The following is a 24,724-nucleotide window of genomic DNA, read 5'->3' on the forward strand; positions in this document are numbered from 1 at the left end:
TGGGGAAGACCGGGAGGAGCAAGACAGATATTTCTGCCGAATCCAGAAGTATTGAAGGAGGGTAAGAACGCATGGTCCTTAAAAGGAACAAATTATACGAAGTAAGAGAACTAATAGAAGCAATAGATGATGTAATACCCGAGCTTGAGAAAGAGATAGAAAACAGGAAAAAAGGCATACCAGGGCATGGGAAAATAAACCAACTTGAGTTTATAAAAAAAGAATTAGAAGAATTAAGGAAAATGGCAATAGAGAACAGATTACCACCTAAGAACAAAAGGGCATTGGAGTATCCATGGTATTTCACAGATGGGTGGGAAGTTGAATCGCAAATAGAAGATAAACTTTTGGATATTGCTACAATGTATGAAAGACAGCTAAAAGACTAAGAATTTGCCAGGGTAATCCTGGTAGATTTATTAGTTATAAATGGGAGGTAAAAATGATAGATTTAAAAACAGGGGAGATAATAGTAAACTCAGATTTAATATTATCACCAAAATTAAGTCTTGAAGAATTTAAAAAAACAAGATATTACACTGGACAGGATGAAAAAATGTATATGGAAATAGATGGACTCCATAAAATAGATAACCATGACTTTTACATTAGTTTGTATTTTAAAGATTCCTTCTTAAAAGAAGTTTCCCTGATGATATATAGTCCACTTATAAAAGAATGGGATGAAGAACCAAAGCGGAAAGAAATACATGATGAATATTTAAGAAGTAAAGGGATAGAATTAAAGAGAACGCGGGATGGTGAATATTATAAAGAAGATGTAGCAGAATTTGACTGGGGAGAAATTGCATCAACCTTTGAGGCTAAAGGTTATACAAGCAGTATACTTATTATTTACAAATAAACGTTGAATTAGACTAATCTGCCAGGATAGTCCTGGTAGATTAGTCTATCAAATGAAAAGGTTATACATTATACAATAAAAATAATAAAATAGAAAATACAGCAAGAAAGAAATAAAAATACCAAGAATTTAATAATATAGATTGCGAAAGCAGCAGATGCAGCAGTAGATATAGCAAAAACAGAGAAAGCGGTGAGAGTTGCAGAAAAAGCAATAAAGAATGTTTCCGAAAGTACGGAGAAAATAGAAACAGCCACTGTAAAAGAAGCCACTTCAAACTCCTCAAAAGTTGCATCAAAATGGCTTGACAAAAATGGCAAGCCTATATAAGACAAAGGGGACGGTTCCTTCTGTCTGATTTTTTTCGGACAAAAGGAACCGTTTCCTCTTTTTGTATTATCTCTGATTAGAAACGTTTTTAAACATCCACTTTTTTTATTCTACTTTTGCAGGAAAACCGAGTTCTGTATCAAATCAAAATTATATTAGGAAAAGTTTAGTATAAAAGGAAGGGGTATATCATGGAAAATTTAAATGTTAACAAGAAAGAGAAGGAAGTATAGAAAGTGAAAATAAGAGAGACATAAAAAGAACGTTAAAAACGATCTATTTTCTCATCGCCGAGGGAGGGTTAGTGTGTCTTTTGGCAGTAGGGTTTAATACATTGAAGATGGAATATAATTTTGTGTATGGAATACTGCTTGCGATTTTATCTTTTCCTGTTTTTGCAGGTGTTGTGTATTATCCTCTTAGGAAATACGCCAGTGAAAATTTGCGGTTTATTAACGCTTCCGTTGACGGATTTATTTCTGATTTAATATTAGTACTATCTTTCCTTTTCTTCGTATTGATATTTAAGATTCCACTATTAAAATTGGGTTAAAAATATATAGGAGGCAGTGTGCATGTCTAAAAAATCTTAGATGACAAAATAATGTAATATGAATGGGCGTAGCCCTTAAAAGACTTTGTGGCGTTTATATATGTGGTGCCATTTTTTATTTAATGCCAGGCTTACGCCCATTTAATTTATATCCTTTTTACAGTAGCTTTATCAAGAAGATTTATCACATCTTTTATTTTACAAAGAGTTGTTCCTTCATTCATAACTGAAGCAGAACTGCTGGCTACCGCCCACTTTAATGCCTCTTCTACCGACTCATCTCTTTTATAAACAAAGCCTGCAAGAAAAGAGTCCCCGGCTCCTACTGCGCTTTTTACTTTTACTTCTATTGTGTCTATTTTGTATGTTTCTTTATCTACATAAGCAATAGCACCATCTTTTCCAAGGGTTACAAGCACATCATTTATGCCGTATTTTTCACTTATTTCTTTTGCCGCAGAAGGTACTTCCTCCTTTTTTAAATCTCTTCCTAATAATCTTGATAGCTCAAACAGATTGGGCTTTATGCCAAAAGGATGTGCTTTTACAGCTTCTTTAAGATTATCCCCATCAGTATCAACATATACCCTAAGGCCTATATCATTACATAGTTTTACAATATCAAAATAAACTGATGATGGTAAACCTTCAGGCAAACTTCCGGAAGCTATAAGAGTATCTCCTCTTCTTGTTATTGCTTTTATCATGTCTATGATAAGGTCGTATTCTAAGCTTGTAAGGGGAGCACCGGGTAGGCTCATTCTATACTGGCCTTTTAAAGTTTGTATTATAATATTCATGCGTGTTTCTTTCTCTATTCTTATTGCTGAATACAGTACTCTTTCTTTCTCCAGAAGGAATTGTATCTGATTTCCATTATTGCCTCCTAAAGGGCATATAGCAATAGAGTTACCGCCAATTTCTTTTATAACTCTTGAGACATTGATTCCTTTTCCTGCTGCATAATCTTCAATTCTATATACTCTTATTGTATCTTCAGGTATAAGCTCATCGATATATAAATATCTGTCTAAACATGGGTTTAGTGTCAGTGTAAAAATCAAAATTATCTCCTCCTTACATATACTCTTTTTTCCATTATAAACTATTAAAAGACGAGTTACAAGGTATTATAGTTTGAGATACTATACGAAAGTATAGTGGATTTTATAGGAAGCGAGTGTTATAATTATAACGAATCTTTGGTTAATATTTTTAGCTCTTATATTTGGCTTGATGTATGAAAAGAAAAAAGCTAAATGAAGAGAAAAACGAAGTATAAGAAGGGAGAAAATTTTATGGGAGCAATAAATTTTTTAGGCAAAAATAACTGGTTATTTGCTGTTTTCACATTTATCATAAACATCATTTTTTATAAGGCATTGCCTGAGAATGTTGCTATTCAGTGGCATTTTGATGGTAGTATTTCAAATACTGTCTCTAAAATGACATTTGTTTTTATACTTCCTTTGATACAAATTTTATTTAGTGGATATGTAAGACTTAGAGAAAAAAGCATAGGGGAGACACTTTATACATATTTATACGCTATTTTTGTTAATCTGCTTATGCTAATTGTAGATGTAATAATTCTTATAATAAATTTAAAAGCCATTTGAAAGGGTAATTGTAATTTTAACTCTTTGAAAACATTTTATAGAAAAATAAGTAAAGGTGGATGATATTAAGATGTCAAAAAGAATAATAAAATATTTTTATAAATGCGGTTGGATGTTTCCAGTTATAACCTTTATTATAAATATTTTTGCATATAAGTATCTACCTGAAAGTATACCACTTCAAAGGGATGCTTTTGGGAATATAAATTATACTGCATCTAAGTTGGAATTTATATTTTTTATACCTATATTGCAGTCGTTTTCTTATATTGCAGTAAAATATCCCCAAGCAAAAGGGAAAAAGAAAATTTTTCATGGGACATATGATATTGCAGCAGGGGCTATACTTTTACTTTTTGACATTTTTCTATTGTATGTTTTTATACGAAAATAGTACCTTTTCTGATTATAAATAGTTAGAACTGTAAGAAGGTAATTTGATAGAAATATGTTAAACTTAAGTTAAATTTTGCTATAGCTTGGAAACAAAAGAAGGATTTTAAGGAATTTTGTAGAATTTATAGTATTGTGTAAAAAATTTCTTGTATAATAACTTTATTATCTCACACAGAGTATAAAATTTAAGGTTGCAGAAAATGAAAACGATGAGATAGGGGGTACTTTAAATGTTTTTTGTAATGGTACTTGTTGATGTAATTATAATATTTTCGTTCTTGTTTATAGCACTGAGAAAAGGTGATATACATATAAAAAACAGGATGTGGGTGTATTTGTTCATTTCTGGTTTTTTATTTCAAATAATATTTTTATTGAGGAAACACTGGGAAGTTTATCTTTTAAGTTTAAACACTTCATTGTGGTATGTACTTACAATTGTGCAGGCAGATAATGCTTTTTGGGAAGAATTAGCCAAATTATTAGCTGTTTTGGTTGTAGTATACTTTCTTGATAAGAATATGATGGTACAATTTAAAGATTTAAAATATTCTACAGCGATTTTTACATATACAGGGCTTGCTTATGGTATAGGCGAAGCGATGTCTTTGATGTTTTTGTTTTATCACCCTCAATATGGTCAAATTTTTGGAATGCAGTTTCCTGTAGGTTTAACTTTAGGATTTGGTTATGTTTTAGAAAGGTTTTTTGCTATTTTAGCACATGGAATTATGGGAGGGATAATAGGAATAGGCTTTAGTAGGTATGTTTTTAATAAGAAATTCATTAGTCTTTTAATATATTTTATTATTGCAATGTTTTATCATATGTTTATTGATGGTTTTGTTATTCTATGCCAATATTATCTACAATTTTATTCGCTTTTTAATTCAATGTCGTTTTTAGTGTTGAGTATTTTATTAGGCTATGTTTTGCTTTATTTTCTTTATAAAAATGCTATTAAAAGGGAAAGGAGAGTCTAAGTATGTTTAAAAGATTTTTAATGACAGTTATAATTTTTACATTGTTTATTCTTGCAGGGTGTTCACAGAATGCAAAGCAAATGGAGATTGACAGGATTCCATGGGGAGATTATCAGAGGCTTACTTATGATATTTTTGAAAATGACAAATTAATTGGCACAGCAGAATTTACAATTGAAAAGTCTCAAAGCACAAATACTTATGAGATGTCGTCTATCACAAAGATTGATTCAACACAACTGAATACTGGTACTACAGTTAAATCTGATACTTTAATGCCCGTAAGTTCTTATTATAGTGTAATGTCACCACAAGGGGATATAAAGATAGAGACTATCTACAAGGATAAGTGGAATATTAAAGCTGAAACTTCCAAAGGGGAGCAGAATCTAACTGTTAAACTTCCTAAATATTATTATGATAATGACTCCCTTCCTATGATTATGAGAGCATATCCCTTTCAAGTAGGAGCAGAGTTTACTATATATGATGCAATAGCTTCAACTGCTCAGGTAGTACCTATTACAAATAAAGTTGTGTCTAAAGAGAAAGTGACAGTTCCGTATGGAGAAGCAGAATGCTTTAAAGTTGAATTAAAGGCAGGAGCAGCTAAGCAGTATATATGGTATTCAGATGATGAAAATAGACTTATGTATCAATATGACAATGGAAAACTTGTGTATAAGCTTAAAAAGGTTGAAAATAACAAATAAAATGTCTTTGAACAGATTCTTTATAATGGTTTTAGAATCGGCATGTTTTTACTTTTTGCAAACTTTATATTTGAAAGGATGAGTTAAAGTGAGGTGAGATCTTGGTAGAAGATACAAAGTCTAATGAAATACTTTTTTCTTATAAAAAGTGCTTGAAAATAGGGCTTACAAAATCGTTAGATGCTCCATTAATATCTTTAGAAGAAGAGGAAATGAAAAGGAAATTACAAGAGAATAAAAAACTCATAAAAGTTTTTAGAAAATGTGTTAATAAGGTACGTACACAATTGAAAAATAGATATATAATGGATTATAAAATAAAAATGAATAAAAAATTAGTTGAGTATTATTCTGCTTGGTTCTTTTGCTGGGTGGATAGTAAGAAAAAAAGGGGGAATGCAAGATGTCTGAACCGCTTTTTACTGGTAAGTATTTTGCAGCTTATGCTGAAGAACTGGCAGAGAAAAAGTCTCTGTTAGGTTTTGTTCATCCTTCTTTTCGATTTCCTCATAAAGGTGAAATAGTAATAAGTAAGGAAGGGCTAATATTGACCAATTTAGAAGAAATAAAGTTTAATGAGCTTTCAAAAATAAGTCTCCATTATGATTCTCTTTATAATCGTTTTTGGGCTGGTGGAATAGTTGGTCAGTATCCACGTCTTGCCTTTTTATGTCGTGGAGAACCCTTAGTGCTTGAATTTACCAAGAATGGTACGAGGAAAAGATTATACCTTTTAATTAACTGGCGTTTCTTTACAGGGTTTACTGATAACCGACTTGTTTATGAGATAATGACTCAATTTTTGAATCCAGAGGTACTATGAAAGAAGTAGAATGCTACTGCAGTAGCAATTCCCCTGGGTGTCCTGACAAAAAGTACGGGAATAGGAGTTTTAACAACATCTTTGATGATGGTTTTGAAATCGGTATGTTTTTACTTTTTGCAAACTTTATGTTTGAGTGGATGGAGTTAAAGTGAAGTGAGATATTGGTAGAAGATACAAAGTCTAATGAAATACTTTTTTCTTATAAAAAGTGTCTGGAAATAGGGCTTACAAAATCGTTAGATGCTCCATTAATATCTTTAGAAGAAGAGGAAATGAAAAGGAAATTACAAGAGAATAAAAAACTCATAAAAGTTTTTAGAAAATGTGTTAATAAGGTACGTGCACAATTGAAAAATAGATATATTTTCTTGCTTGTAGATAGTGAAGGATACCTTTTAGATGTTTTATATAATAGGAAAATATACAAAAAGATATCTTGGTTTTATTCTTGAATCATTTAAAGTTTCAATGGCTTATGGTTGGGTGATAATCTTGTATTTTGGAACATATTTTTTAATTTGGAGATAGAATTATTTAAAAGTGATAATAATTTATTGTGGAGGTACGCGATGAAAATAATTGAAGTAAAAAAACTTAAAAAATCAATAAATGGGAATCCTGTTTTAAAAGATGTAAACCTGACGGTTTTTAAAGGAGAGATTTATGGTTTTTTAGGGAAGAATGGTGCAGGGAAAACAACGACGTTACGTATAATACTCGGTTTACTCAAAAGAGATGGTGGAGAAATAAAAATATTTGAAGAAAATTTGACCAGAGGACATTTCAAAAAAATAGGAGTTATGTTTGAGTATGAGACTTTAAACCCGGAGTGGACAGTATTGGATAACCTGAAACAAACATGTTATATATATGGAATTGAGGAAAGGGAAATATATAAATATCTTGATATAATGGAATTTTCCAGAAGTGATTTATATAAAAAAGTGAAACAACTTTCTAAAGGGATGAAAAGGAAAATTTCTTTAATTAATGCTATCTTGCCGGAGCCAGAATTATTAATTCTTGATGAGCCTACATCCGGTTTAGATCCAGAAATGCAGCTTACCATAAGAGAGATTCTATTAGAGTTTAAATCGCAAGGAAAAACCATACTTTTTAGTTCTCACAATTTAAATGAAGTACAAAAAATAAGCGACAGAATAGGATTAATAAAAGAAGGAGAAACATTGATAGAAATTCAAATTAAAAAAGAGCTGTATTTAGTAGAGGGTAATTATCCTGAACTTTTGGATAATAAAGTAAAAGACAAGAATCTTTATGTAGTTGATGAAAAAGTAATTAAAGAGTTTAATATCCAAAAGTATCAAGCTATCAAAGATATTGAAGAATTATATATAAAGATTATGGGGATGGAGGCGTAAAAATGCTAAAACTTATAAGATTAGAATTTGTTAATTTTTTAAAAGTGTCAATATTCCCTTTTATCCTTTTAAATTTGGTTGTAGCAATTGTTGTAAAAAATATGAAAAATGTTTTTGATTTATTTAGTTCTTCTTCTGATATTTGCACTTTTTATACTTTATTTCTTATGATTATAATTTCGTATGCAGCTGCTTTTATGACGACTATAAATTTTGAAAAAGAAAAATTAAGTAATCTCTATCATAGATATTTTGTTTTGCCTCTACCACCAGGGGTAATTTTTGCAATTAAACTCTTTCCTCCTATTATCTTTAGTATGTGTGTAGTATTAATTTGGGGAATAGTTATGTTTTTAATGTTTCATCCTGTTACATTAATTACTTTTATTATGGCGTTATGTAACGCTTTGATTTTTGTGGTTGGAACTATTTTATTAATCTTCTATTTTGATCTTACTTTAAAGAATGTTTCGGTTGTATATGGAATTAAATTCATTTTAATATTTGTGCTTTCATACCTCCCCAATTTTATAATTTCCCAGAATGTTTCTATAAAAGTTGTAAATTATAGTATTATTATTTTCACCTTTTTACTCTTTATTACAGGTATTATTCTTATTAATAATGTTGATTCTGAAAAAGTAATACTATCATGATTATATGGATAATATTGATGCGAGGCAAAATGAAGATTATTTTACTCTTTTTAGAATAATGCATGCAAAATATATAGTGATGAAAAGGGAAAGATAGTAAGATATGTATATATCAGAAAATTGCGGATGAAGTATTGATGATAATAAAACTGCTGGCTGAGAAAATAGCAACTGAGTATGAAAAGATAGTAAAAGAAAAAGAGATAAATGAGATAAAAATACTGGCATTAGAAGTAAAGGGATACAGAGAGTTAAACATAGCAGAAGCTCTGGGAATAGAGGTTGTGACTGTGAGATATCACAAGATAAAAATAGTAGAAAAACTTGGATTAGAAAATATCAAAGAGGCAGTAATAAAGGCAATTAAGTTAGTGCTGGTAAATTTTGATTAAAATTTGAGACTATACTTTAGTATAGTTTTTTTGCATATTTATGTAAATATTAACTGGAAATGTAATGAAAAATATACTAAAATATAGTAGATATAGTGTAAATTTAGATATTATAATGGTAGTAGAAAAATTTAATATAAAAGAAAGGGGTATTTTTATGGAAGATATAAATGTTAAGAGGAGAGATAATAAAGTGATGGAATATAAAGATAATAGAACCATAAAAGGGACGTTAAGAACGATTTATTTTCTCATCGCCGAAGCAGGACTAGCGTGTTTTTTACTATTAGGGTTTAATACATTGAAGATGGAATATAATTTTGTATATGGTGTACTGCTTGCAATTTTATCTTTTCCTGTTTTTGCAGGTTTTGTCTATTATCCTCTTAGGAAATATGCCAGTGAGAATTTGGGGTTTATTAATGCTTTTGTTGACGGATTTATTTCTGATTTAATATTGATTTTCTCTTTGCTTTTCTTTATATTGATATTTAAAATTCCAATATTAAAATTGAGTTAAAAATATATAGGAGGCAGTATCCATGTCTAAAAAAATTATAAAAATTGTATTAGCAGTAATAATGGTCATAGGAGCTGCTTTTTTTTCTAAGCTATATGCTATTTTACAGTCCATTATATTCATACTCAGAGGTACACAATAAAGACAGAGAAAAGATTGATGAAAATAATATTTTAGATATGGTAAAATATGACACGGTATTAAAGAGAATACTGTCTTTCTTATTGTGAAAAATATTAGTAATTTGATGTAATTTTAACATAAGGTCATAATTATGCATGTTAGGAGGAATTTGTATGAAAAAATTATTTTGGTTGTTAGGCTTTCTTGGTTTTCTTGGTTTTTTAGGATTTTTTAAATCTTATATGTATTTTACATTTTTTGTTTTTTTCTCCAACTTTTTTACTAGTCGATATATTAACATTCCACAAGATAAACAACTTCAAAACAAAATGGCAGAAGCGCATACAGTAAGTTTTGTTGTGACTAGTTTTTTCTTATCATTCATGCTAATAATGCTTATATTCAACGTAAGTTATGAAATTTTTAAAGCTATGTTTTGCATTATTTTTGCTTTAGTTTTTATTATAGATTCGTACTTACTTTATAGATACACAGGAAGTAAACAAAAATAAAACTCAGACTTCTGTTTTATTAGCCTATAACAGAATTTTCAATTGGTACATAATTAACCTATGGGAGATGAAAAGAAATTACTCCACTACCTTTTGCAATATTTTTATGATTTGGATTACGCTTTAACTGTTAGAAATATAAAAAGGTAATAAGGTATAATTATGTTAAGCTTATATTGAATTTTACTGTTAATTGGAAATAGAAGAAGGATTTTGGGGAATTTTGTAGAATTTATAGTATTGTGTTTCATTGGTTATTTTTTATTGTAATTTGAGAGATTATAATTTGCATTTAAAATTTTTTCAAATGAAGGTCAAATATGATAAAAATTGAAGGTGAGGGGTAATTTTGGTAGAAATTGTTGGACTTACTAAAGTGTTTAAAAACATTAAAGCAGTAGACAATTTAAGTTTTAAGGCAAAAGAAGGAGAAATATATGGCCTTTTGGGTGAAAATGGTGCAGGCAAAACCACAACTTTAAGAATGCTTGCTACAATGCTTAAGCCTACGAATGGGACAGCCATTATAAATGGGAAAGACTTAATAAAAGAACCAGAAGAGATAAGAAAAGAAGTTGGGATACTTTTTGGAGGAGAAAGCGGTTTATATGACAGGCTTACTGCAAGGGAAAATATACTTTATTTTGCAGAGCTTCATGATATGGATAAAAAGGAGGCAAATAAAAAAATTGATATATTAGCCCGTAAATTTGATATGACTGAATTTATTGATAGACCAGCAGGCAAGCTTTCAATATAGCAGCACTAATGTTTAAACAGGAATGGGCATTATTTAGGGTGTGAAAATGGTTGGGGAAGATATAGTTTCTCCTAATATTTTAAGTATTCGTTAAGATGATGTTATTATAAATTGTTTGCCACGGATAACATTAATAACTTTTAAAATTTTTATTAAGAAAGGATGGCGAATAGGTTGTTTACAGGAGAAAAGGTAAAACTTAGGGCTTATAGAAAAGAGGATGTGGAACTGGCTTTGAAATTTATAAATGATCCGGAAGTAAAAAGATATTTGACTCCTTGAGTTTTTGATGAAATTAATCTACTGTAAAGTGATTAAGCTATAGAAGTTTTATACCGTAAAGATATAGACGGTCAAAATAAGTCCTTAGAATTTATAAAGTTAAGGGTGGTAAAATGAGTAAAACAGCAAAGATTATTTTATGGGCTTTGTTAATTTGTTTTTCTGCTATTTTAATTAAAAGTTGGTATGATTACAGAGTAAAAACTATTGATGAAGCGCTTGGGTTTAATCTTGATAGTGTTTACAAAGTAGAAATATTAAAGGACGGACAATTTAACGCAACAGAAAATGAAGAAAAAATTAAGGAACTAACTGGATGGCTAAGAGAATATAAATATAGGATGAATAGTCATTTAAAGGGGAGAGTGGATTTTTCATATTATGCAATCAATTTTTATTCCCATGATAAAAGTGGATTTGTAGCCTTTGATGAAAAAGATAAGGAAAATATAATCATAATAAATGGATATACCTATGAAATCATTAATGGGCCGATTGAGTATAATCATTTGGAGTCTATTTGGCAATCTGTTAAATAGAGTTTATAAAAAGCTCAATAAATTGAATATATCCTATTTGTAGGAGGAATTAGATGGTGAAAAAGAAAATGGTCTTTTGGAGCTTATTTATCATTTTGGTTTTTTCTATAATTTTCTTTGTAGAGCATTCATTTTTTTTAAAACAAAGTAGAGAAGAGGTAATGTTAATACCAGACTATTCAGGGAAAGTAAAGCTTAGGGGAGGATATTTAGAGCTTTCTTATGATTTTTCCCAAGTAAAAATATTAAAAAAAGATGATAAAATTGAAATTATTGACAAACTGACAGGAGAATTACTGGATGTATATGGTGAAGAAGTAAAGCCTTTAAGTGAGGGGAAATATCAATATACAATATATCGTGAGAAAAAGGACAATTTTGGTATTCTTAGACTGTATACAGTTTTTGAGGTTTTTGAGAAAGAAGGTAAAAAAGAGATTGTAAAAATATTAGATAAATATTGGGATATAGTGTCAAAAAGCGATTGGTATATAGAGAATCAGTATTCAGTTTCTATAATTACACCAGAAGATTTCTCTGGTAATAGAATAGAAACAATGGGGACAGTCACTATTGCCAGAAATAAAGGTTACAGAATAATGGGTTTAACTTTTTTTAAAAATGATAGGGAAATTATAAGGCAAATATTTGACTTGGGGTATGTGTACAGTTTGGATTAATCAGACATCGGGGACGGTTCCTTTTGTCTCTCAGACCACAACTACAATAGAAGCCATCCATTTTTATACAATACTAATAAAGCTCCTGATTTGAATTATTATGCACAAAGTAAGAATTTTAAAATTTATACTCTAATTGAGGTAATCGGTTTACCTGGTTGCCAAATATAAATCAAATTGATGTGAGAGATAGGGAAAAAATTTTGGAAGCCATTAAAAAGCCTATAAAACTCATAATTAAGTCGAGGGATGGAGAAGAATATCTGCTTTTAGAAAATGCTGAGGTGAAGATATATTAAGACTACAATGATACAATTTTTAATTTTTTATAGTATAATGAAGGTAAAGAGCGGATACTTGTTCGAATTGTTTAGAATCTATAAAGGAATTTTTTGAAGCTAAATTATATTTTATATAGCAGTTCAACTTACTGAACAAGTACTTTTTAAAGAGAGAATGGAAATATGCTTGTTTAATAAATAAATAATATAAGTTCAAATAGAAAAGACGACCCCTTTTGTTTGACAGAAACAAAAAGAATCACAACAATGGCTTATAGATATAGAGGCATGGGGTGAATGAATTGATTAGGTGTTTATCATATTCACAAGGGGAAATTGCCAGTTTTTCCCCTGACACTATTACAGAAAAAATTAACAATAGAAATCTTTTGTGGGTAGATTTAGAAAACCCAACTGATTCTGAAATTAAAATATTAAGCGATGTTTTTAAGTTTCATCCTCTTACTATAGAAGATTGTCTTCATAGGAAGCAGCGATCTAAAATAGAAGATTACAAGGACTACTATTTTATAGTAATGAATGTTTTTAAAGGAAGAAAACTGGAAGAGGAATTTAGAATTTCAGAAATTTTTGTCTTTGTTTCTCAAACTTATATTGTTACAGTTCATTGGGGTAATATGGAAGTTGTGAATACTGTTTATGAGAAAGCAAAGAGCGCCGCGAATATTTTTGAGCGAGGAATCGATTTTTTGCTTTATAATCTTTTAGATGAGATTATAGACGATTATTTTCCTATTGTAGATGAAGTAGGAAATAAAATTGATGAGATTGAAGCAGAAATTTTTGAAGAAGAGGGTAAAGAAATTCAAAGCAAGATATTTTTTCTAAAAAAGAACATGTTGAAATTGCGGAAAATCATAACAGCCCAAAGAGAGGTTTTAAATACGTTTTTAAGACATGACTTTGCCATAATAAAAGAAGAAAATAAATTGTACTTTATGGACGTTTATGACCATATAATGAGATTGTTTGACTTTATTGATACTTACCATGACCTTCTCACTGGTACTTTAGATCTTTATATGTCTTACATATCAAATAGAATGAATGAAGTTATGAAGATTCTTACAATTATAGCTACAATAATTATGCCTCTAACCCTTATTGCTGGTATCTATGGGATGAACTTTAAAAATATGCCCGAACTTAATACAGAATATGGTTATTTTGCTACTCTAGCGGTTATGGGAATTATAGCTTTTGCAGAAATTTTGTATTTTAAAAGAAGGGGATGGTGGTAATAAAAGCCTAAATATTATGGGCTTTTATTTTTTTTATGTTTTAAAATTTCAAATTTTTCTGTAACCAATTTGTAACCAAAAATTAAGAATTTATTAATAAATTTTAACATTTAAAGAGGTATAATGGAAGAAAAGGTAGAGGTAAGGAGGGCAAAGGGGTGAAAGAAAAAGCTCTTCAAAAATTGAAAGAATTCATAAAAGAAGTTTAAAATTATGGAGGAACGTGGAGGACTTTTTAAAATTGTTTTGAAAGCAAAACAGGGAGATAAAGAAGCTATAGAGGAAATAATAAGGTGCTTTGAACCCTTAATAATGAGTAGTGTAAAAGGTGTAGATGAAGAAATAAAAGAAGATTTAAGGCATGATTTAATCGAGATTATAATAAGAGCAGTAAAGAATTTTGAGATAAAGTGAAAAATAAATTTTGAATTATGGAATATTTTTTAGAAATTTTAGCTTTTATATAGATAGAGGGGAAAATAAAAAAGTGGGAGGTGAAAATGTTTATAAAACGTTCCCCGGAAATAAAAGATGAGGAGAGGATATTTATGAAGAGAATTTTGATTATCCTTGTTTTAGTAACTTATATTTTGTCTGCCGTTATAACAATTTCTTATGCAAACACGAGTGTATCATCTAAAGACATCGACCAAGCAGTAATAGAACAATTAATTAAAAAATATTTAGTACTTAAATATGAAAGTTTAAAGGATCAAAATTTTCATGATTTTGCTAAACTATTCAGCTTTAAAGAAACATCTGTGGGTGAATTAACTAATGAATGTTATCAGTATGAAAGAGATAGATTAAATTATTTTATAGAATCTATGAAGATAACGAACGATAAGTTATTGGAATATAACATTTCAATTAAATTCAATAAAATAGATATAGTAAATAGCAACAAAGCCGAAGTGGAAGCTATAGTTCGTGTGGATTGCTTGTACAATTATACAAATGGAGTAACAAATACAATCCAAAATGTATACAAATTTACTTTAATAAAAAATAATAAAACATGGCTGATAGAAAAAGATATTTATGATGATGAATTCAAACAATTATACGGATATAAAACGGACTTTTGGAAGAAAATTAAAAATATGAAAACTGATTTGTTGGAGTTCAATAAAAAACAAAGTGAACTTTCAATAAAATTGAAAGAATCAAATTTACAATTGTTTAAAGAGATAGAAGAGGATTATAAACAAAATATTAGTAAAGATTTTACTATAAGTCCCCATTCGATACCAGGTGATACCTATATTTCTTATAACCGTGGTAAAGCAGCAGAGTATGCAGTTACATATACAGATAATACAGGTACTAACTCGACAGCTAATTACAATAAATTTTTTAAATCATTCGCAGATAATGACTGTCAAAATTTTGTTTCACAATGCATTTGGTATGGATTTGGAGGAGTAAACGAGCCTTTAAGTATAAATTCTCACGATATCCCGATGATGATTGATTGGTGGTGTGATTCTTCTGGAGCTTCTAATTATAGTGGGAAATGGAATTGGACATATGTACCAGATTTCTATGACTATGTGACCCAAAATTATTCCGCTAACGGTTATGGTGTAAGAGGTTTAGTGTATGATATAAAATATATTCAACCTGGAGATGTGGTTTATACACCTTCGCATGTTTTAATTGTCTCAAGTATTAACGATATTAATGGAAATGGTTATACAGATTGGAATGAAATATATGTTAGTGCACATACAAAAAACAGGTTAAACGTTAATATTACACAATTATATGGTTCAGTCCCACCTAGTAATCTGAAATTTATTAAAATAATAAATTTCAAATATAATGCAAATTAATTTCATAATAATTTTTTAGATGGTTAACATTAATGTTTTGAAAGTAAATAATAAAAGGTTACGAAGGTCACTAAAAAATCTTTGACGCATTTAATAGTATTCTTTAAACCTTAATATATACACTCTAACACAGTTAACAGCTTCAACAAGATAGTATTGCAGTCACTGATTACCGCACTTAATCAAAGGAATATCTTGTGAGTATTAAAAAATTACCAAACTGATATTTATTCTAGATGAGAACGGTATACTTGGCAAGAGCAGCTTCATTATTAAACCTTTTGATATCACTGATTTTGACGATAATATCAGCAGCAAGGACATCCCCCATGACCATTATAAAAAAAGTTTAACGATAAAAAATTGATCATATAGGATAAAGTATTAAAGGGAGCAAGTTCAAGAGAAGAATCCAGAAGGGTATACAAATGATGGGCATAGTGTGAAGTAGCTTCCACTTTTAAGTTTGTCAGAGACAAAAGATCAGTTAAATAAAAGCAAAAAATTAATCTTTATTTAAAAATGCAAAGATATTGAATTTTTCTTAAAATAATGTTTTTTAAAATTGATTCGGTTAAATTACAAAGTATTAGAAAAGGAGCGTTGTGAAGTTGAAAAAGAAATTATTATTTGTAGTTTTTCTTATATTTACCATTCTTCAAAGCACATCCTGTAGCAATAAATATGTATGTTCAAGTTACGATAAACAATCCCTCTTCTCACAAGAAGAAATAGTAAAATTGTATTATTACTCAATTGAAAGGAAAAATGTAAATGAATGTAAAAAAATGTGGGAAGGTAATAATTTTTATACGACAGGGACAGATATTGAATTGCGAGATTTGTTTCAGGGAATTGAAAATTTCAAGCTTCAGGTTATTGATATAAAACCTTTAAGTGTAAAATATAGATATATATCACAAGATGAGAAGGAAAAGTTGACAAAAAAATATGATTGTGCTGTGCTAACAGCGAAATATAGGTTTACTTTTAATGGGGATTATTTTTTGTATTTAAATAATGGGGTAAACACTGACGACATTTTTTTAGTAAAAGAAAAAAACAATGATAAAGCCTCATGGCGCATATGGAAAGTATACCATAAAAAAATTGGCGATTCTATAACCCCTGTTATACAATATTATAAAGCTATTGCTGATAGAAAGGTTGATAAGCTTAGCAGATTTTGGGATTCAAATAGTCCACATTATAAAGATTTGCTGAAAGAAGATATTTATATAGTAACTAATTTAAAATCCTTTGAGAGCAATAAAGATGTTTTCTCTATATATGGTAGTGATGATAGATTTATCGAAGTGTATCCTTATTATTATCCTTTCAAATTAGATGTTGATACATCGATATATGAAGGAATGGCTTTTATAGTATATTACAAATTAGCTTTTGATAAAGATGATGCTTATGAGGAACGGGATGGTGAAAATTGTGATTTTGTTTACCTTGTTAAAGAGAAAAATAAACCCGATTGGAAAATATGGAATATAGACCACAGGGGGAAAAATAAGCAGGCAAAGGCACAGTTAGAGGAATTTTATAGATTAATTAACGAAGGTAAAGTTGATGAAATAAAAAAATTAATATATCACAGTGAAAATTATAAAGATATGGTCGAGGAGATAGCAAATATAAAGAGTGTACAAATTAAAACAATTGAAGAATATAACAGGCCTCCTGGCGGAGATTTCTATAAGGAAGGATATACTTTTTACCGCTTTCATGTATCAGGAGAGGTATTTTGGAAAGAACACAAAGAATTTTATCAGAAAGATGGTATATATGATAAATTTGTAGATATGGTAAAAAGTAACAATGATGATAAGTGGTATATTTACTCTATAACCTCTGGTCCATAAAATCAAAATATAGGTTTCTTTAAACTGTATTTGATAAAAATTTTTAACCTAAAGAGACATTTTTTAGTACTTAAAAAGGTATAATGTAGAAAAACGGAGAGTTAATAAATCAGACGTCGGGGACGGTTCCTTTCATCTGAACAATTCAAATTCAGACAAAAGGAACCATCCCCTTTGTTTGTTAACAATTTGTAACCAAAATTTAAGAATTTATTAATAAATTTTAACATTTAAAGAGGTATAATGGAAGAAAGGAGGAGGTAAGGAGGGCAAAAGGATGAAAGAAAATGAGGTGGAATTTATTTTTATTGGGTATTTAGCTAGATATATCAAGTTTGAATCTATAAAGCTTAAAAAGAAATATCAAGAAGTAAAATATAGAGAGCTTTTAATATTAGATGCACCAAGAAATAATGTAAGCAGTGAGAGCAAAGACGAGGTAGTTGATAACATCACATACAGTTATATCTCATTTGAGGATGAGGTAATAGATAAATGTATGCTTTTAAAATATAAAGAATTACTTGAACCAGAAGAATTTGAGGTATTAATGCTAAATGTTGTAGAAGGTATATCTCAAGAAGAAATTGCATCAATGCTCAGTAAAACGCAGTCTTGTATAAGCAAAATAAAGAAAAAAGCTCTTCAAAAATTGAAAGAATTCATAAAGGAAGTTTGAAACTATGGAAGAGCGTGGAAGGCTTTTTGAAATTATTCTGAAAGCAAAACAGGGAGATAAAGAAGCTATAGAGGGAATAATAAGGCGCTTTGAGCCCTTAATAATGGGTAGTATAAAAGATGTAGATGAAGAAATAAAAGAAGAGATAAGGCGGGATTTAATCGAGATTATAATAAGAGCAGTAAGAAATTTTGAGATAAAGTGAAAAATAAATTTTGAATTATGGAATATTTTTTAGGAATTTTGGCTTTTATATAGATAGAGGGAGGAAATAAAAAAGTGGGAGGTGAAAATGTTTATAAATTTATGGTATTACACAATATAAAAGAGAGGAGAAGGAATATGAAAGTATTTGGGAATGCTTAAAGAGGTTAATCTAAATAATTTTAAATATGAATCTAATGATAAAATGAAAAGCGCTCTTTTTGAAGCAAATAAAAATAGCCTAAAAAAAGATCAATTGTCAAGAGCTTCTAAAGAATTGGAGTTTAGATTTAATGATCTAAGTCAGTATATAAATAAAGCTGATGACAATAATTTTTTCCTTACAGTTACTGCTGAGGTAAAAAACAACCAGATTATTCAAGATTCAATAAACATAATGGCAGAGAATATTGATACTATGGTTCCAATACAGGATCTGCTTCCTAAATCGTCAGAAAAAATAGAGGAAGAGGGCATACATGATATGCAACAGATTTTAAATTCACAGGGAGAGGAATATTCACCTGCACTTTATGCTTCATATGACAGGATTGCTGCAAGAGACTATGCCAATAAATGGTCTATAAATGCTACATCATGCTATGATCATGGAACGTCCTGCGGCATACTGCAAGCTAGAAATACATGGAACAATGATGTGTATCCATATTATTCTGAGTTATGTCATAATGATTGTGCTGATTTTGTATCACAGGCTTTACATGCAGGTGGCATTCCGATGGATAGTACTGTGGCGGATAGTACTTGGCATAGAGGTACTGCCGCACAGACGACATTAGCATGGGTAAATACAGATGCACTAAAAAGATATATGGTTGGTAAGGGATACTGGAAAGCATCAAATTATACATCTGCATCGGCTGGAGGAGTTCTTTACACATCTACTTCTCATGTTGTTATGATTGTTAAAAATGATACAATAATAAGACAATTTAGTGGGCATACAAATGATAGGAATCAAGTAAATTACTCAAATATATCAGGCTATTAATATTATGTTCTGTGGAATTAAGGTTAATGAGTGTTAATTTATTATAAAGAAGAAGCAACATAAGTTTCTTCTTTATAATAAATTTTTAAAGAAGGGGGTTTTGGCCTTTATGAAAAAGTTTTTCTTAATGGTCTTTGCACTTATATTTATTGCTACAGGTTGTTATATTATAGACAATACAAAAGTTACAGAAAATAAAAGCCCTAAGAGCGGTGTTGAAAAGATAAAAATACCTTTTTTTGTATATACAAATGAGTCAGACAATAAATATGCAGCAAGATTATGTTATTGGGATTTAAATAATGCTAAAGTAAATTTAACTGAAGAGACGGTCTATGTTTCTGAAGATAGGATTTTTCTCACCCCGGTATTTTGGGATGGAGATAATAGGATAGTATTAAGGAAAACTTCTTATCCAACACATGAATATAAAGATAAAGCAGAGATTGTTAAAAGCAATGATATGAATACGGTATACGGCAAAGACATTATAGCTAAAAGAAATTTGGATAACAATCCTGAACCAATCAAAAAAGTTAAAAGCTATACATTATATTTGCACAATAACAGCGATGTAGCGGAAAATGATGTATCATTTCTATATAAAACAAAAGATGACAAAGGCAATGACATAACAGTAGGTGAATATAACTATCCTTGCTTTATAGATTATGACAGAAAAACAGGCGATATAACATTTATCTTTAGTTATCCCTTTGATACACATACAAATATATATATTGCCAAGTGCAATGTAGATAACATCAACAAGATAAGCTGGGAAGAGGTAAAACTTCCTGAAGGTGGTGTTGTTTATACACCTAGTCCTTATAATACAATGCTTATAGGTTCTAAATACTATATTCAATGTTTCAAAACTTTATGTGAAGTCGATCTTAAGGGAAAAAATGTAACTTTACTTGATAACGTTGTGAAAGAATGTAGAAGTATCGTTAAAGAAGGAAACTTTAATCCAGACTATTCCAAAGATATAAAGCCTGTTGGAAAATATAAAGATGTGTTGATTTTAAGCCTTCCTATAAGTACGGATACAAATGTAGATCCTTTAATATGTGCGCTTAAAAATAATAAGCTATTAGGTGCAATACATCCTAAGAGCAATGGTATGTGGGACGTAATTGGTCCTGATAAAAAAGTTGCATGTTCGATTGATGTAAAAGATAAAAAACTGCACAAAGAATTTAATGCGGATTTGATGTATTTTCCGAATTTAGAAACAATAGAATAATATAATAGCATAATCTATGTACAGTTTATTAAAATTAGAAAACAGTTCACTTAATCCGAAAAAGCATATAAAGTGAACTGTTTTTTACATTTTTAATTGTTAACAATTTGTAACCAAAATTTAAGAATTTCTTAATAAATTTTAACATTTAAAGAGGTATAATGGGAAAAAAGGGAGAGGTAAGGAGGGCAAATTTAGAAAAATGAGAGAAAATAATGGTGGTAAAAATTTTAAACGTGCGTTATTTTGGGGCTTAATAGTTCTTTTTGTTGTATTAGCATTGATAGGATATGATTATTATAACTACAATAGAAGTCATCTATTTTTATACAATACTAATAAAGCTCCTGATTTGAATTATTCTACGCAGAGTAATAATTTTAAAATTTATACTCTAATTGAGGTGGGAAAGAAATACCAATTTTCTGGCAATGAAACTTCTGAATGGGCTAAAAATGCAAAAGAAGCTCAAGAGTCCAATAAATATACTTCTTTACAGTATAAAATAATAATAGAAAATATTAGCAGTAAAGTTATAAAAGACTTTAAAGCACAAGCATTTGTTGACGAAGGATTGGAGCCATATATAATGTCTGGGATATTATATTTTGGTACTCTAAAGAATCAAAAGATAGATTTAAATGTGAAGAATAATGAGAAGATGGATTATATGACAGAAATTGATCGGCTTACCTGGTTGCCAAATATAAATCAAATTGATGTGAAAGATAGGGAAAAAATCTTGGAAGCCATTAGAAAGCCTATAAAACTCATAATTAAGTGGAGGGATGGAGAAGAATATTTGCTTTTAGAAAATGCTGAAGTGAAGATATATTGAGTGTCAATAGCGGATTAAAATTGACCTACTTTTAAAAGTTTTAAATTGACTCACCCTGTGTTTTTTAATTTAAACATTCCCATTTGAACAGCTGTAATAAAAAACATACCTAAAAAGTGCCATTTATATCAACCCCTGTAACCTTAGTATGTTTTGAAGTACATCAGAATAGCTGGACAAAATTAAGAAAAATTGAATATGAGTTAGAGGAACTTTTAAAAAATTACTTAAAAACTCGAACGACCAAAAATTAGGCGAAGTTTTTAGTTGATAAAGAGAATTGTTTTTGCTTGAGTCTTGGATTGATTTAATATATTATGGTAATAGATTGTGTTTTTCTTCTATTATTAGAAAAGTTTAATTAGATATTGGAGGGATCGCATTGAAAAAAGTATTTGTAAACAGAAACGGGCAAATTCGCTCCGGGTGGAAAATTGCTATTTTATTAGCAGGAACTTTTGTCATCACATTATTACTTTCGTTTTTGGCTTTTTTTATAATTGGTTTAATAGGCGGTTATTTAAAATATGCGGTACAAAAATTTTATCTTTTATTGATGGTAGGAGAAGAGAGGTTTTATCTTTTTAATACTATAAGTTTTTTGGCTACATTGATTATGATAATTTTAATGCTAAAATTTATAGACAAGAAGAAATTTAGAGATATAGGTTTTATTTCTATAAAGTATGGTTATAAGAACTTAATATTAGGCTTTTTAATTGGAGCTTTTTCTATCGCAATAATTGTCTTGATACTTTATGTTACAGGTAGTGTAATAATTGAGAAAAACAGCAATATAAGTGCTTACTACCTAGTGGGAGGGATATATGCTTTTATTCTTGTAGGTTTGCAAGAAGAGCTAATGAGCAGAGGATACTTTATAAATGCACTTAATCAAATGGGGAAGCCCTGGCTTTCTGTTTTGGTTTCTTCTATTATTTTTTCGCTTATGCATATTCTAAATCCTAATATAGTTTTTCTTGGGCTTTTAAATATATTTCTTATAGGCGTTTTGTTTTCCTATATGTATTTAAAAACAGGTGATTTATGGATGCCAATCGGATATCACATATCATGGAATTATTTTCAAGGTTACATATTTGGATTTAATGTGAGTGGTAATGCTATAAGAGGGATTTACAATGCTTTTCCAAAAAATAATTTATTCTCTGGTGGGGAATTTGGACTGGAAGGTGGAATAATTGCTACTCTTGTTATTTTAATTACTTTTTTAATACTGTATTATTATTTTGAAAGATACAGAAAAGTTCAAGAAGTAGAATTGGGGTAAAAGAAGTGATTGCTGTGAATATTGACGAGAAAGTTTTGGGCATAGATGGCGCTAGAGAAGGATGGTCAGTGGCTACTTGTAAAGATGGCAAGGCTTTTGCGCAATTTTTTAGAAGAATTGAGGATGTTTGGCGTTTTTATCATGATAAATTGGAACTTGTTCTTATTGATATTCCTATCGGTCTTCCTCATTCCCAAAAAAGGTATAGAAGTTGTGATGAAGAAGCGAGGAAATTTCTGGGTTATCCTCGCTCTTCTAGTGTATTTTCTCCTCCTTGTAGAGAAGTTTTTGAAGTTGAAGATTATAAAAAAGCTTTGACGATAAATAAAAATATTTTAGGTAGAGGGCTTTTGAAATAAGCCTGGAATATTGTGCCTAAAATAAAAGAAGTAGATGAATTTCTGAGCAAGAATCCCGAAGCAGTTAAATTTCTGAGAGAATCCCACCCAGAAGTGGCTTTTAAAGGTTTAAAAGGAGATATTGCAAGATTTAGCAAAAGAGATAAGGAAGGGTATGAAGAAAGAATGAGTTTTTTAAGAAGACTTTTTAAAAATTTTGGCTGTGAAATACTTGAGGATAAAGTTAAAGGTTTAAGAAAAGACGATATAGTAGATGCTTTAATTTTGCTTGCGACAGGAATTTTGGCTATTAAGGGAGAAGGTAATATATGTACTTTCCCTACAAATTTTAGTGAAAAAGACCTTTTAGGGTTGCCGATGGAAATTTTCTTTGTAAAACTAAGAAGGTTAAATGATGTTTTTATAGAATAAATATTTATAAAGAAGTTTAAAGAGGGGGAGGAAAATGGCAGGGAATTTTGATGGGTTTTTTATAACAGGGGAAGATGGGGAAGATATATATATTAATTTGTGGGAACCAGAAATTAGTCCTATAGGTATTATTCAAATTTTTCATGGAATGGCTGAACACGGGGGAAGATACCAAAATTTTGCCCGATATATGAATGAAAAAGGATTTGTAGTATGTGCCGATGACCATAGAGGCCACGGGAAAACGGCAGGAAGCCTTGATAATGTGGGTTACATAGGAAAAGACGGCTTTAATAAGATAGTAGAGGATGAATACCTGATAATGAGGTTTTTAAAAGAAAAATACGGGAGTCTTCCCATCATTATATTTGGCCATAGTTTTGGATCTTTTGTGGCTCAGGAGTTTATGATAAGGTATGGCAAAGAAGTTAATGGCGTCATATTGAGCGGTTCTTCTGCAGTTAAGGAATTGCCTCTTAGATTTGGTTATGCTTTGGCTTTTATTGAAAAAACACTTTTTGGTGAGAAAAAGAGGAGCAAGGTTTTAGATAAATTGACGTTTGGAAGTTACAATAAAAAAATAAAAGGAGATAAATTAAGCAAATTTGAGTGGCTTTCAACAGATAAGGAAGAGGTTAAAAAATATGAAGAAGACCCTTATTGTGGCGAAATTTTTACGGCAGGATTTTTCTACTATTTTTTTAAAGGGCTTTTGAATATATTTAAGCCTCAAAGGTTTATAAAAATACCGAAAGATTTACCTTTGTTTATTATTTCAGGAGAAGAAGACCCTGTCGGTGAATACGGTAAATTGGTAAGGAGGTTGTATGAGCTTTATAAGAGCATGGGATTAAAACAGGTTGATATTAAGCTTTATCCAGGGAAAAGGCATGAACTTCTCAATGAAGTTGGGAAAGAGGAGGTCTATAAAGATATTCTCACATGGATTGAAAAGAAAGTGTTAAATTATTCTTAGTAACACCATGTAAATTGGCATTATGATAATGCTTAATATTGTGGTATATGTAATCATACTTGTAGCAAATTCATAATCTGCTCCATATATTCTTGCTATTATTGAAGAATTTACAAGTACAGGCATTGCTGACATTATGACAAATATACCTTGTAGCAATGCTGCTATAAAAAAAGTATTTCAAATTGGTTCTGGCTTAAAAGTATTCCTGTTATGTAAGGATCTATTGACCTTGATATTTGTGCAGAAGCGGTATTTAACCCTACTGCAAGACTTCTTTTCCTGTCTGAGACTATACTTAGAGTTAAAACTTGCCTTGCGC

33 protein-coding genes and 2 pseudogenes are annotated in these 24,724 nt (G+C 29.8%); 32 read left to right on the forward strand and 3 right to left on the reverse strand.

The window, feature by feature from the left end:
* Positions 1–71: 71 nt before the first annotated feature.
* The 4 genes from BUB32_RS01675 to BUB32_RS01685 all read left to right on the forward strand — a co-directional run bounded on the left by BUB32_RS01675 (position 72) and on the right by BUB32_RS01685 (position 1,748).
* Entirely contained in the window at positions 72–389 is a 318-nt protein-coding gene (locus BUB32_RS01675) for a hypothetical protein (RefSeq protein WP_072966904.1), read from the forward strand.
* Positions 390–442: 53 nt separating this feature from the next.
* On the forward strand, positions 443–865 hold the full coding sequence (locus BUB32_RS01680; protein ID WP_072966906.1) for a hypothetical protein: 423 nt from the start codon (positions 443–445) through the stop codon (positions 863–865).
* Between the two features lie 192 nt (positions 866–1,057).
* Positions 1,058–1,195: a hypothetical protein gene (locus BUB32_RS12800; protein ID WP_159428527.1), complete on the forward strand. Its 138-nt coding sequence runs from the start codon at positions 1,058–1,060 to the stop codon at positions 1,193–1,195.
* A 313-nt stretch (positions 1,196–1,508) separates the two neighbouring features.
* Complete coding sequence (locus BUB32_RS01685; protein ID WP_234949205.1) at positions 1,509–1,748, forward strand: hypothetical protein; 240 nt, start codon at positions 1,509–1,511, stop codon at positions 1,746–1,748.
* 146 nt (positions 1,749–1,894) lie between these two features.
* Here the strand turns inward: BUB32_RS01685 and BUB32_RS01690 are convergent, their stop codons facing one another.
* Positions 1,895–2,812: a 1-phosphofructokinase family hexose kinase gene (locus BUB32_RS01690; protein ID WP_072966908.1), complete on the reverse strand. Its 918-nt coding sequence runs from the start codon at positions 2,810–2,812 to the stop codon at positions 1,895–1,897.
* Positions 2,813–3,046: 234 nt separating this feature from the next.
* Here BUB32_RS01690 and BUB32_RS01695 point away from each other — a divergent pair, with 234 nt between their 5' ends.
* The 19 genes from BUB32_RS01695 to BUB32_RS01780 all read left to right on the forward strand — a co-directional run bounded on the left by BUB32_RS01695 (position 3,047) and on the right by BUB32_RS01780 (position 15,509).
* Positions 3,047–3,367, forward strand: a complete 321-nt coding sequence (locus BUB32_RS01695; protein ID WP_072966909.1) for a DUF1648 domain-containing protein — start codon at positions 3,047–3,049, stop codon at positions 3,365–3,367.
* Positions 3,368–3,437: 70 nt separating this feature from the next.
* On the forward strand, positions 3,438–3,761 hold the full coding sequence (locus BUB32_RS01700) for a DUF1648 domain-containing protein (RefSeq protein ID WP_072966911.1): 324 nt from the start codon (positions 3,438–3,440) through the stop codon (positions 3,759–3,761).
* A 232-nt stretch (positions 3,762–3,993) separates the two neighbouring features.
* On the forward strand, positions 3,994–4,746 hold the full coding sequence (locus BUB32_RS01705) for a hypothetical protein (protein WP_072966913.1): 753 nt from the start codon (positions 3,994–3,996) through the stop codon (positions 4,744–4,746).
* Positions 4,747–4,748: 2 nt separating this feature from the next.
* Positions 4,749–5,459, forward strand: a complete 711-nt coding sequence (locus BUB32_RS01710; RefSeq protein ID WP_072966915.1) for a DUF3108 domain-containing protein — start codon at positions 4,749–4,751, stop codon at positions 5,457–5,459.
* A gap of 403 nt (positions 5,460–5,862) precedes the next feature.
* Positions 5,863–6,282: a hypothetical protein gene (locus tag BUB32_RS01715; RefSeq protein ID WP_072966917.1), complete on the forward strand. Its 420-nt coding sequence runs from the start codon at positions 5,863–5,865 to the stop codon at positions 6,280–6,282.
* Positions 6,279–6,437, forward strand: a complete 159-nt coding sequence (locus BUB32_RS12915) for a hypothetical protein (protein WP_200773837.1) — start codon at positions 6,279–6,281, stop codon at positions 6,435–6,437. Before BUB32_RS01715 ends, BUB32_RS12915 begins: the two co-directional genes overlap by 4 nt.
* A gap of 9 nt (positions 6,438–6,446) precedes the next feature.
* Positions 6,447–6,737, forward strand: a complete 291-nt coding sequence (locus tag BUB32_RS01720; RefSeq protein ID WP_234949206.1) for a hypothetical protein — start codon at positions 6,447–6,449, stop codon at positions 6,735–6,737.
* 117 nt (positions 6,738–6,854) lie between these two features.
* Positions 6,855–7,667, forward strand: coding sequence for an ABC transporter ATP-binding protein (locus tag BUB32_RS01725; RefSeq protein WP_072966919.1), 813 nt, complete (start codon positions 6,855–6,857; stop codon positions 7,665–7,667).
* A gap of 2 nt (positions 7,668–7,669) precedes the next feature.
* Positions 7,670–8,323, forward strand: a complete 654-nt coding sequence (locus BUB32_RS01730; RefSeq protein ID WP_072966921.1) for a hypothetical protein — start codon at positions 7,670–7,672, stop codon at positions 8,321–8,323.
* Between the two features lie 137 nt (positions 8,324–8,460).
* The gene (locus tag BUB32_RS01735; protein ID WP_072966923.1) at positions 8,461–8,715 is read left to right on the forward strand and encodes a LuxR C-terminal-related transcriptional regulator; all 255 of its coding nucleotides are present in this window, start codon (positions 8,461–8,463) and stop codon (positions 8,713–8,715) included.
* 64 nt (positions 8,716–8,779) lie between these two features.
* Entirely contained in the window at positions 8,780–9,235 is a 456-nt protein-coding gene (locus BUB32_RS01740) for a hypothetical protein (protein ID WP_234949207.1), read from the forward strand.
* A 296-nt stretch (positions 9,236–9,531) separates the two neighbouring features.
* Entirely contained in the window at positions 9,532–9,870 is a 339-nt protein-coding gene (locus BUB32_RS01745; protein WP_072966925.1) for a DUF3796 domain-containing protein, read from the forward strand.
* 349 nt (positions 9,871–10,219) lie between these two features.
* The gene (locus BUB32_RS01750) at positions 10,220–10,630 is read left to right on the forward strand and encodes an ATP-binding cassette domain-containing protein (RefSeq protein WP_327192053.1); all 411 of its coding nucleotides are present in this window, start codon (positions 10,220–10,222) and stop codon (positions 10,628–10,630) included.
* A gap of 395 nt (positions 10,631–11,025) precedes the next feature.
* Positions 11,026–11,451, forward strand: coding sequence for a hypothetical protein (locus BUB32_RS01760; RefSeq protein WP_072966927.1), 426 nt, complete (start codon positions 11,026–11,028; stop codon positions 11,449–11,451).
* A 53-nt stretch (positions 11,452–11,504) separates the two neighbouring features.
* Complete coding sequence (locus tag BUB32_RS01765) at positions 11,505–12,131, forward strand: hypothetical protein (protein ID WP_234949209.1); 627 nt, start codon at positions 11,505–11,507, stop codon at positions 12,129–12,131.
* A 158-nt stretch (positions 12,132–12,289) separates the two neighbouring features.
* Positions 12,290–12,430, forward strand: coding sequence for a hypothetical protein (locus BUB32_RS13055; RefSeq protein WP_234949210.1), 141 nt, complete (start codon positions 12,290–12,292; stop codon positions 12,428–12,430).
* A gap of 275 nt (positions 12,431–12,705) precedes the next feature.
* Positions 12,706–13,674, forward strand: a complete 969-nt coding sequence (gene corA, locus BUB32_RS01770; protein WP_234949211.1) for a magnesium/cobalt transporter CorA — start codon at positions 12,706–12,708, stop codon at positions 13,672–13,674.
* Between the two features lie 213 nt (positions 13,675–13,887).
* Positions 13,888–14,088, forward strand: a complete 201-nt coding sequence (locus BUB32_RS01775) for a helix-turn-helix domain-containing protein (protein WP_072966929.1) — start codon at positions 13,888–13,890, stop codon at positions 14,086–14,088.
* Between the two features lie 86 nt (positions 14,089–14,174).
* On the forward strand, positions 14,175–15,509 hold the full coding sequence (locus BUB32_RS01780) for an amidase domain-containing protein (protein ID WP_072966931.1): 1,335 nt from the start codon (positions 14,175–14,177) through the stop codon (positions 15,507–15,509).
* A 232-nt stretch (positions 15,510–15,741) separates the two neighbouring features.
* Here BUB32_RS01780 and BUB32_RS13330 read toward each other — a convergent pair whose 3' ends face one another.
* On the reverse strand, positions 15,742–15,846 hold the full coding sequence (locus tag BUB32_RS13330; RefSeq protein ID WP_407702961.1) for a transposase: 105 nt from the start codon (positions 15,844–15,846) through the stop codon (positions 15,742–15,744).
* 274 nt (positions 15,847–16,120) lie between these two features.
* Here BUB32_RS13330 and BUB32_RS01785 point away from each other — a divergent pair, with 274 nt between their 5' ends.
* The 9 genes and pseudogenes from BUB32_RS01785 (at position 16,121) to BUB32_RS01830 (ending at position 24,402) form a co-directional block, all read left to right on the forward strand.
* Positions 16,121–17,383 (forward strand): hypothetical protein, encoded by a 1,263-nt coding sequence (locus BUB32_RS01785; RefSeq protein ID WP_072966933.1) that lies wholly within the window; start codon positions 16,121–16,123, stop codon positions 17,381–17,383.
* A 277-nt stretch (positions 17,384–17,660) separates the two neighbouring features.
* Positions 17,661–18,062, forward strand: a complete 402-nt coding sequence (locus tag BUB32_RS01790; protein WP_072966934.1) for an RNA polymerase sigma factor — start codon at positions 17,661–17,663, stop codon at positions 18,060–18,062.
* A 4-nt stretch (positions 18,063–18,066) separates the two neighbouring features.
* Positions 18,067–18,267, forward strand: coding sequence for a helix-turn-helix domain-containing protein (locus tag BUB32_RS01795; protein WP_072966936.1), 201 nt, complete (start codon positions 18,067–18,069; stop codon positions 18,265–18,267).
* 153 nt (positions 18,268–18,420) lie between these two features.
* Positions 18,421–19,278, forward strand: a complete 858-nt coding sequence (locus BUB32_RS01800; protein ID WP_072966938.1) for an amidase domain-containing protein — start codon at positions 18,421–18,423, stop codon at positions 19,276–19,278.
* Between the two features lie 109 nt (positions 19,279–19,387).
* Positions 19,388–20,527: a hypothetical protein gene (locus BUB32_RS01805; RefSeq protein WP_072966940.1), complete on the forward strand. Its 1,140-nt coding sequence runs from the start codon at positions 19,388–19,390 to the stop codon at positions 20,525–20,527.
* A gap of 202 nt (positions 20,528–20,729) precedes the next feature.
* Positions 20,730–21,365 carry a hypothetical protein gene (locus BUB32_RS01810; RefSeq protein WP_072966942.1) on the forward strand — a complete coding sequence of 212 codons (636 nt, stop codon included), beginning with the start codon at positions 20,730–20,732 and terminating at the stop codon, positions 21,363–21,365.
* Between the two features lie 382 nt (positions 21,366–21,747).
* On the forward strand, positions 21,748–22,656 hold the full coding sequence (locus BUB32_RS01815; protein ID WP_072966944.1) for a CPBP family intramembrane glutamic endopeptidase: 909 nt from the start codon (positions 21,748–21,750) through the stop codon (positions 22,654–22,656).
* 14 nt (positions 22,657–22,670) lie between these two features.
* A pseudogene (locus tag BUB32_RS12540) lies at positions 22,671–23,426 on the forward strand (DUF429 domain-containing protein).
* 34 nt (positions 23,427–23,460) lie between these two features.
* Entirely contained in the window at positions 23,461–24,402 is a 942-nt protein-coding gene (locus tag BUB32_RS01830; protein ID WP_072966948.1) for an alpha/beta hydrolase, read from the forward strand.
* Here BUB32_RS01830 and BUB32_RS12645 read toward each other — a convergent pair.
* Positions 24,388–24,552, reverse strand: a pseudogene (locus tag BUB32_RS12645) (AEC family transporter); the annotation flags it as partial. The gene BUB32_RS01830 and the pseudogene BUB32_RS12645 overlap by 15 nt on opposite strands.
* Between the last annotated feature and the right edge of the window lie 172 nt (positions 24,553–24,724).

It is taken from the genome of Thermoanaerobacter uzonensis DSM 18761 (assembly GCF_900129115.1).
Classification (GTDB): Bacteria; Bacillota; Thermoanaerobacteria; order Thermoanaerobacterales; family Thermoanaerobacteraceae; genus Thermoanaerobacter; species Thermoanaerobacter uzonensis.

Excerpts from the sequence above, each read along its gene's own strand:
- BUB32_RS01760 (WP_072966927.1), top strand. The coding sequence starts at position 11,026 with ATGAGTAAAACAGCAAAGATTATTTTATGGGCTTTGTTAATTTGTTTT.
- BUB32_RS01675 (WP_072966904.1), top strand. The coding sequence starts at position 72 with ATGGTCCTTAAAAGGAACAAATTATACGAAGTAAGAGAACTAATAGAA.
- BUB32_RS01765 (WP_234949209.1), top strand. The coding sequence starts at position 11,505 with ATGGTGAAAAAGAAAATGGTCTTTTGGAGCTTATTTATCATTTTGGTT.
- BUB32_RS01805 (WP_072966940.1), top strand. The coding sequence starts at position 19,388 with ATGAAAAAGTTTTTCTTAATGGTCTTTGCACTTATATTTATTGCTACA.
- BUB32_RS01800 (WP_072966938.1), top strand. The coding sequence starts at position 18,421 with ATGCTTAAAGAGGTTAATCTAAATAATTTTAAATATGAATCTAATGAT.
- BUB32_RS01745 (WP_072966925.1), top strand. The coding sequence starts at position 9,532 with ATGAAAAAATTATTTTGGTTGTTAGGCTTTCTTGGTTTTCTTGGTTTT.
- BUB32_RS01780 (WP_072966931.1), top strand. The coding sequence starts at position 14,175 with ATGTTTATAAAACGTTCCCCGGAAATAAAAGATGAGGAGAGGATATTT.
- BUB32_RS01775 (WP_072966929.1), top strand. The coding sequence starts at position 13,888 with ATGGAGGAACGTGGAGGACTTTTTAAAATTGTTTTGAAAGCAAAACAG.
- BUB32_RS01740 (WP_234949207.1), top strand. The coding sequence starts at position 8,780 with ATGAAAAATATACTAAAATATAGTAGATATAGTGTAAATTTAGATATT.
- BUB32_RS01730 (WP_072966921.1), top strand. The coding sequence starts at position 7,670 with ATGCTAAAACTTATAAGATTAGAATTTGTTAATTTTTTAAAAGTGTCA.
- BUB32_RS01710 (WP_072966915.1), top strand. The coding sequence starts at position 4,749 with ATGTTTAAAAGATTTTTAATGACAGTTATAATTTTTACATTGTTTATT.
- BUB32_RS01810 (WP_072966942.1), top strand. The coding sequence starts at position 20,730 with ATGAGAGAAAATAATGGTGGTAAAAATTTTAAACGTGCGTTATTTTGG.
- BUB32_RS01795 (WP_072966936.1), top strand. The coding sequence starts at position 18,067 with ATGGAAGAGCGTGGAAGGCTTTTTGAAATTATTCTGAAAGCAAAACAG.
- BUB32_RS13330 (WP_407702961.1), bottom strand. The coding sequence starts at position 15,846 with ATGGTCATGGGGGATGTCCTTGCTGCTGATATTATCGTCAAAATCAGT.
- BUB32_RS01725 (WP_072966919.1), top strand. The coding sequence starts at position 6,855 with ATGAAAATAATTGAAGTAAAAAAACTTAAAAAATCAATAAATGGGAAT.
- BUB32_RS01715 (WP_072966917.1), top strand. The coding sequence starts at position 5,863 with ATGTCTGAACCGCTTTTTACTGGTAAGTATTTTGCAGCTTATGCTGAA.
- BUB32_RS01695 (WP_072966909.1), top strand. The coding sequence starts at position 3,047 with ATGGGAGCAATAAATTTTTTAGGCAAAAATAACTGGTTATTTGCTGTT.
- BUB32_RS01830 (WP_072966948.1), top strand. The coding sequence starts at position 23,461 with ATGGCAGGGAATTTTGATGGGTTTTTTATAACAGGGGAAGATGGGGAA.
- BUB32_RS01705 (WP_072966913.1), top strand. The coding sequence starts at position 3,994 with ATGTTTTTTGTAATGGTACTTGTTGATGTAATTATAATATTTTCGTTC.
- BUB32_RS12915 (WP_200773837.1), top strand. The coding sequence starts at position 6,279 with ATGAAAGAAGTAGAATGCTACTGCAGTAGCAATTCCCCTGGGTGTCCT.
- BUB32_RS01680 (WP_072966906.1), top strand. The coding sequence starts at position 443 with ATGATAGATTTAAAAACAGGGGAGATAATAGTAAACTCAGATTTAATA.
- BUB32_RS01735 (WP_072966923.1), top strand. The coding sequence starts at position 8,461 with ATGATAATAAAACTGCTGGCTGAGAAAATAGCAACTGAGTATGAAAAG.
- BUB32_RS01700 (WP_072966911.1), top strand. The coding sequence starts at position 3,438 with ATGTCAAAAAGAATAATAAAATATTTTTATAAATGCGGTTGGATGTTT.
- BUB32_RS01790 (WP_072966934.1), top strand. The coding sequence starts at position 17,661 with ATGAAAGAAAATGAGGTGGAATTTATTTTTATTGGGTATTTAGCTAGA.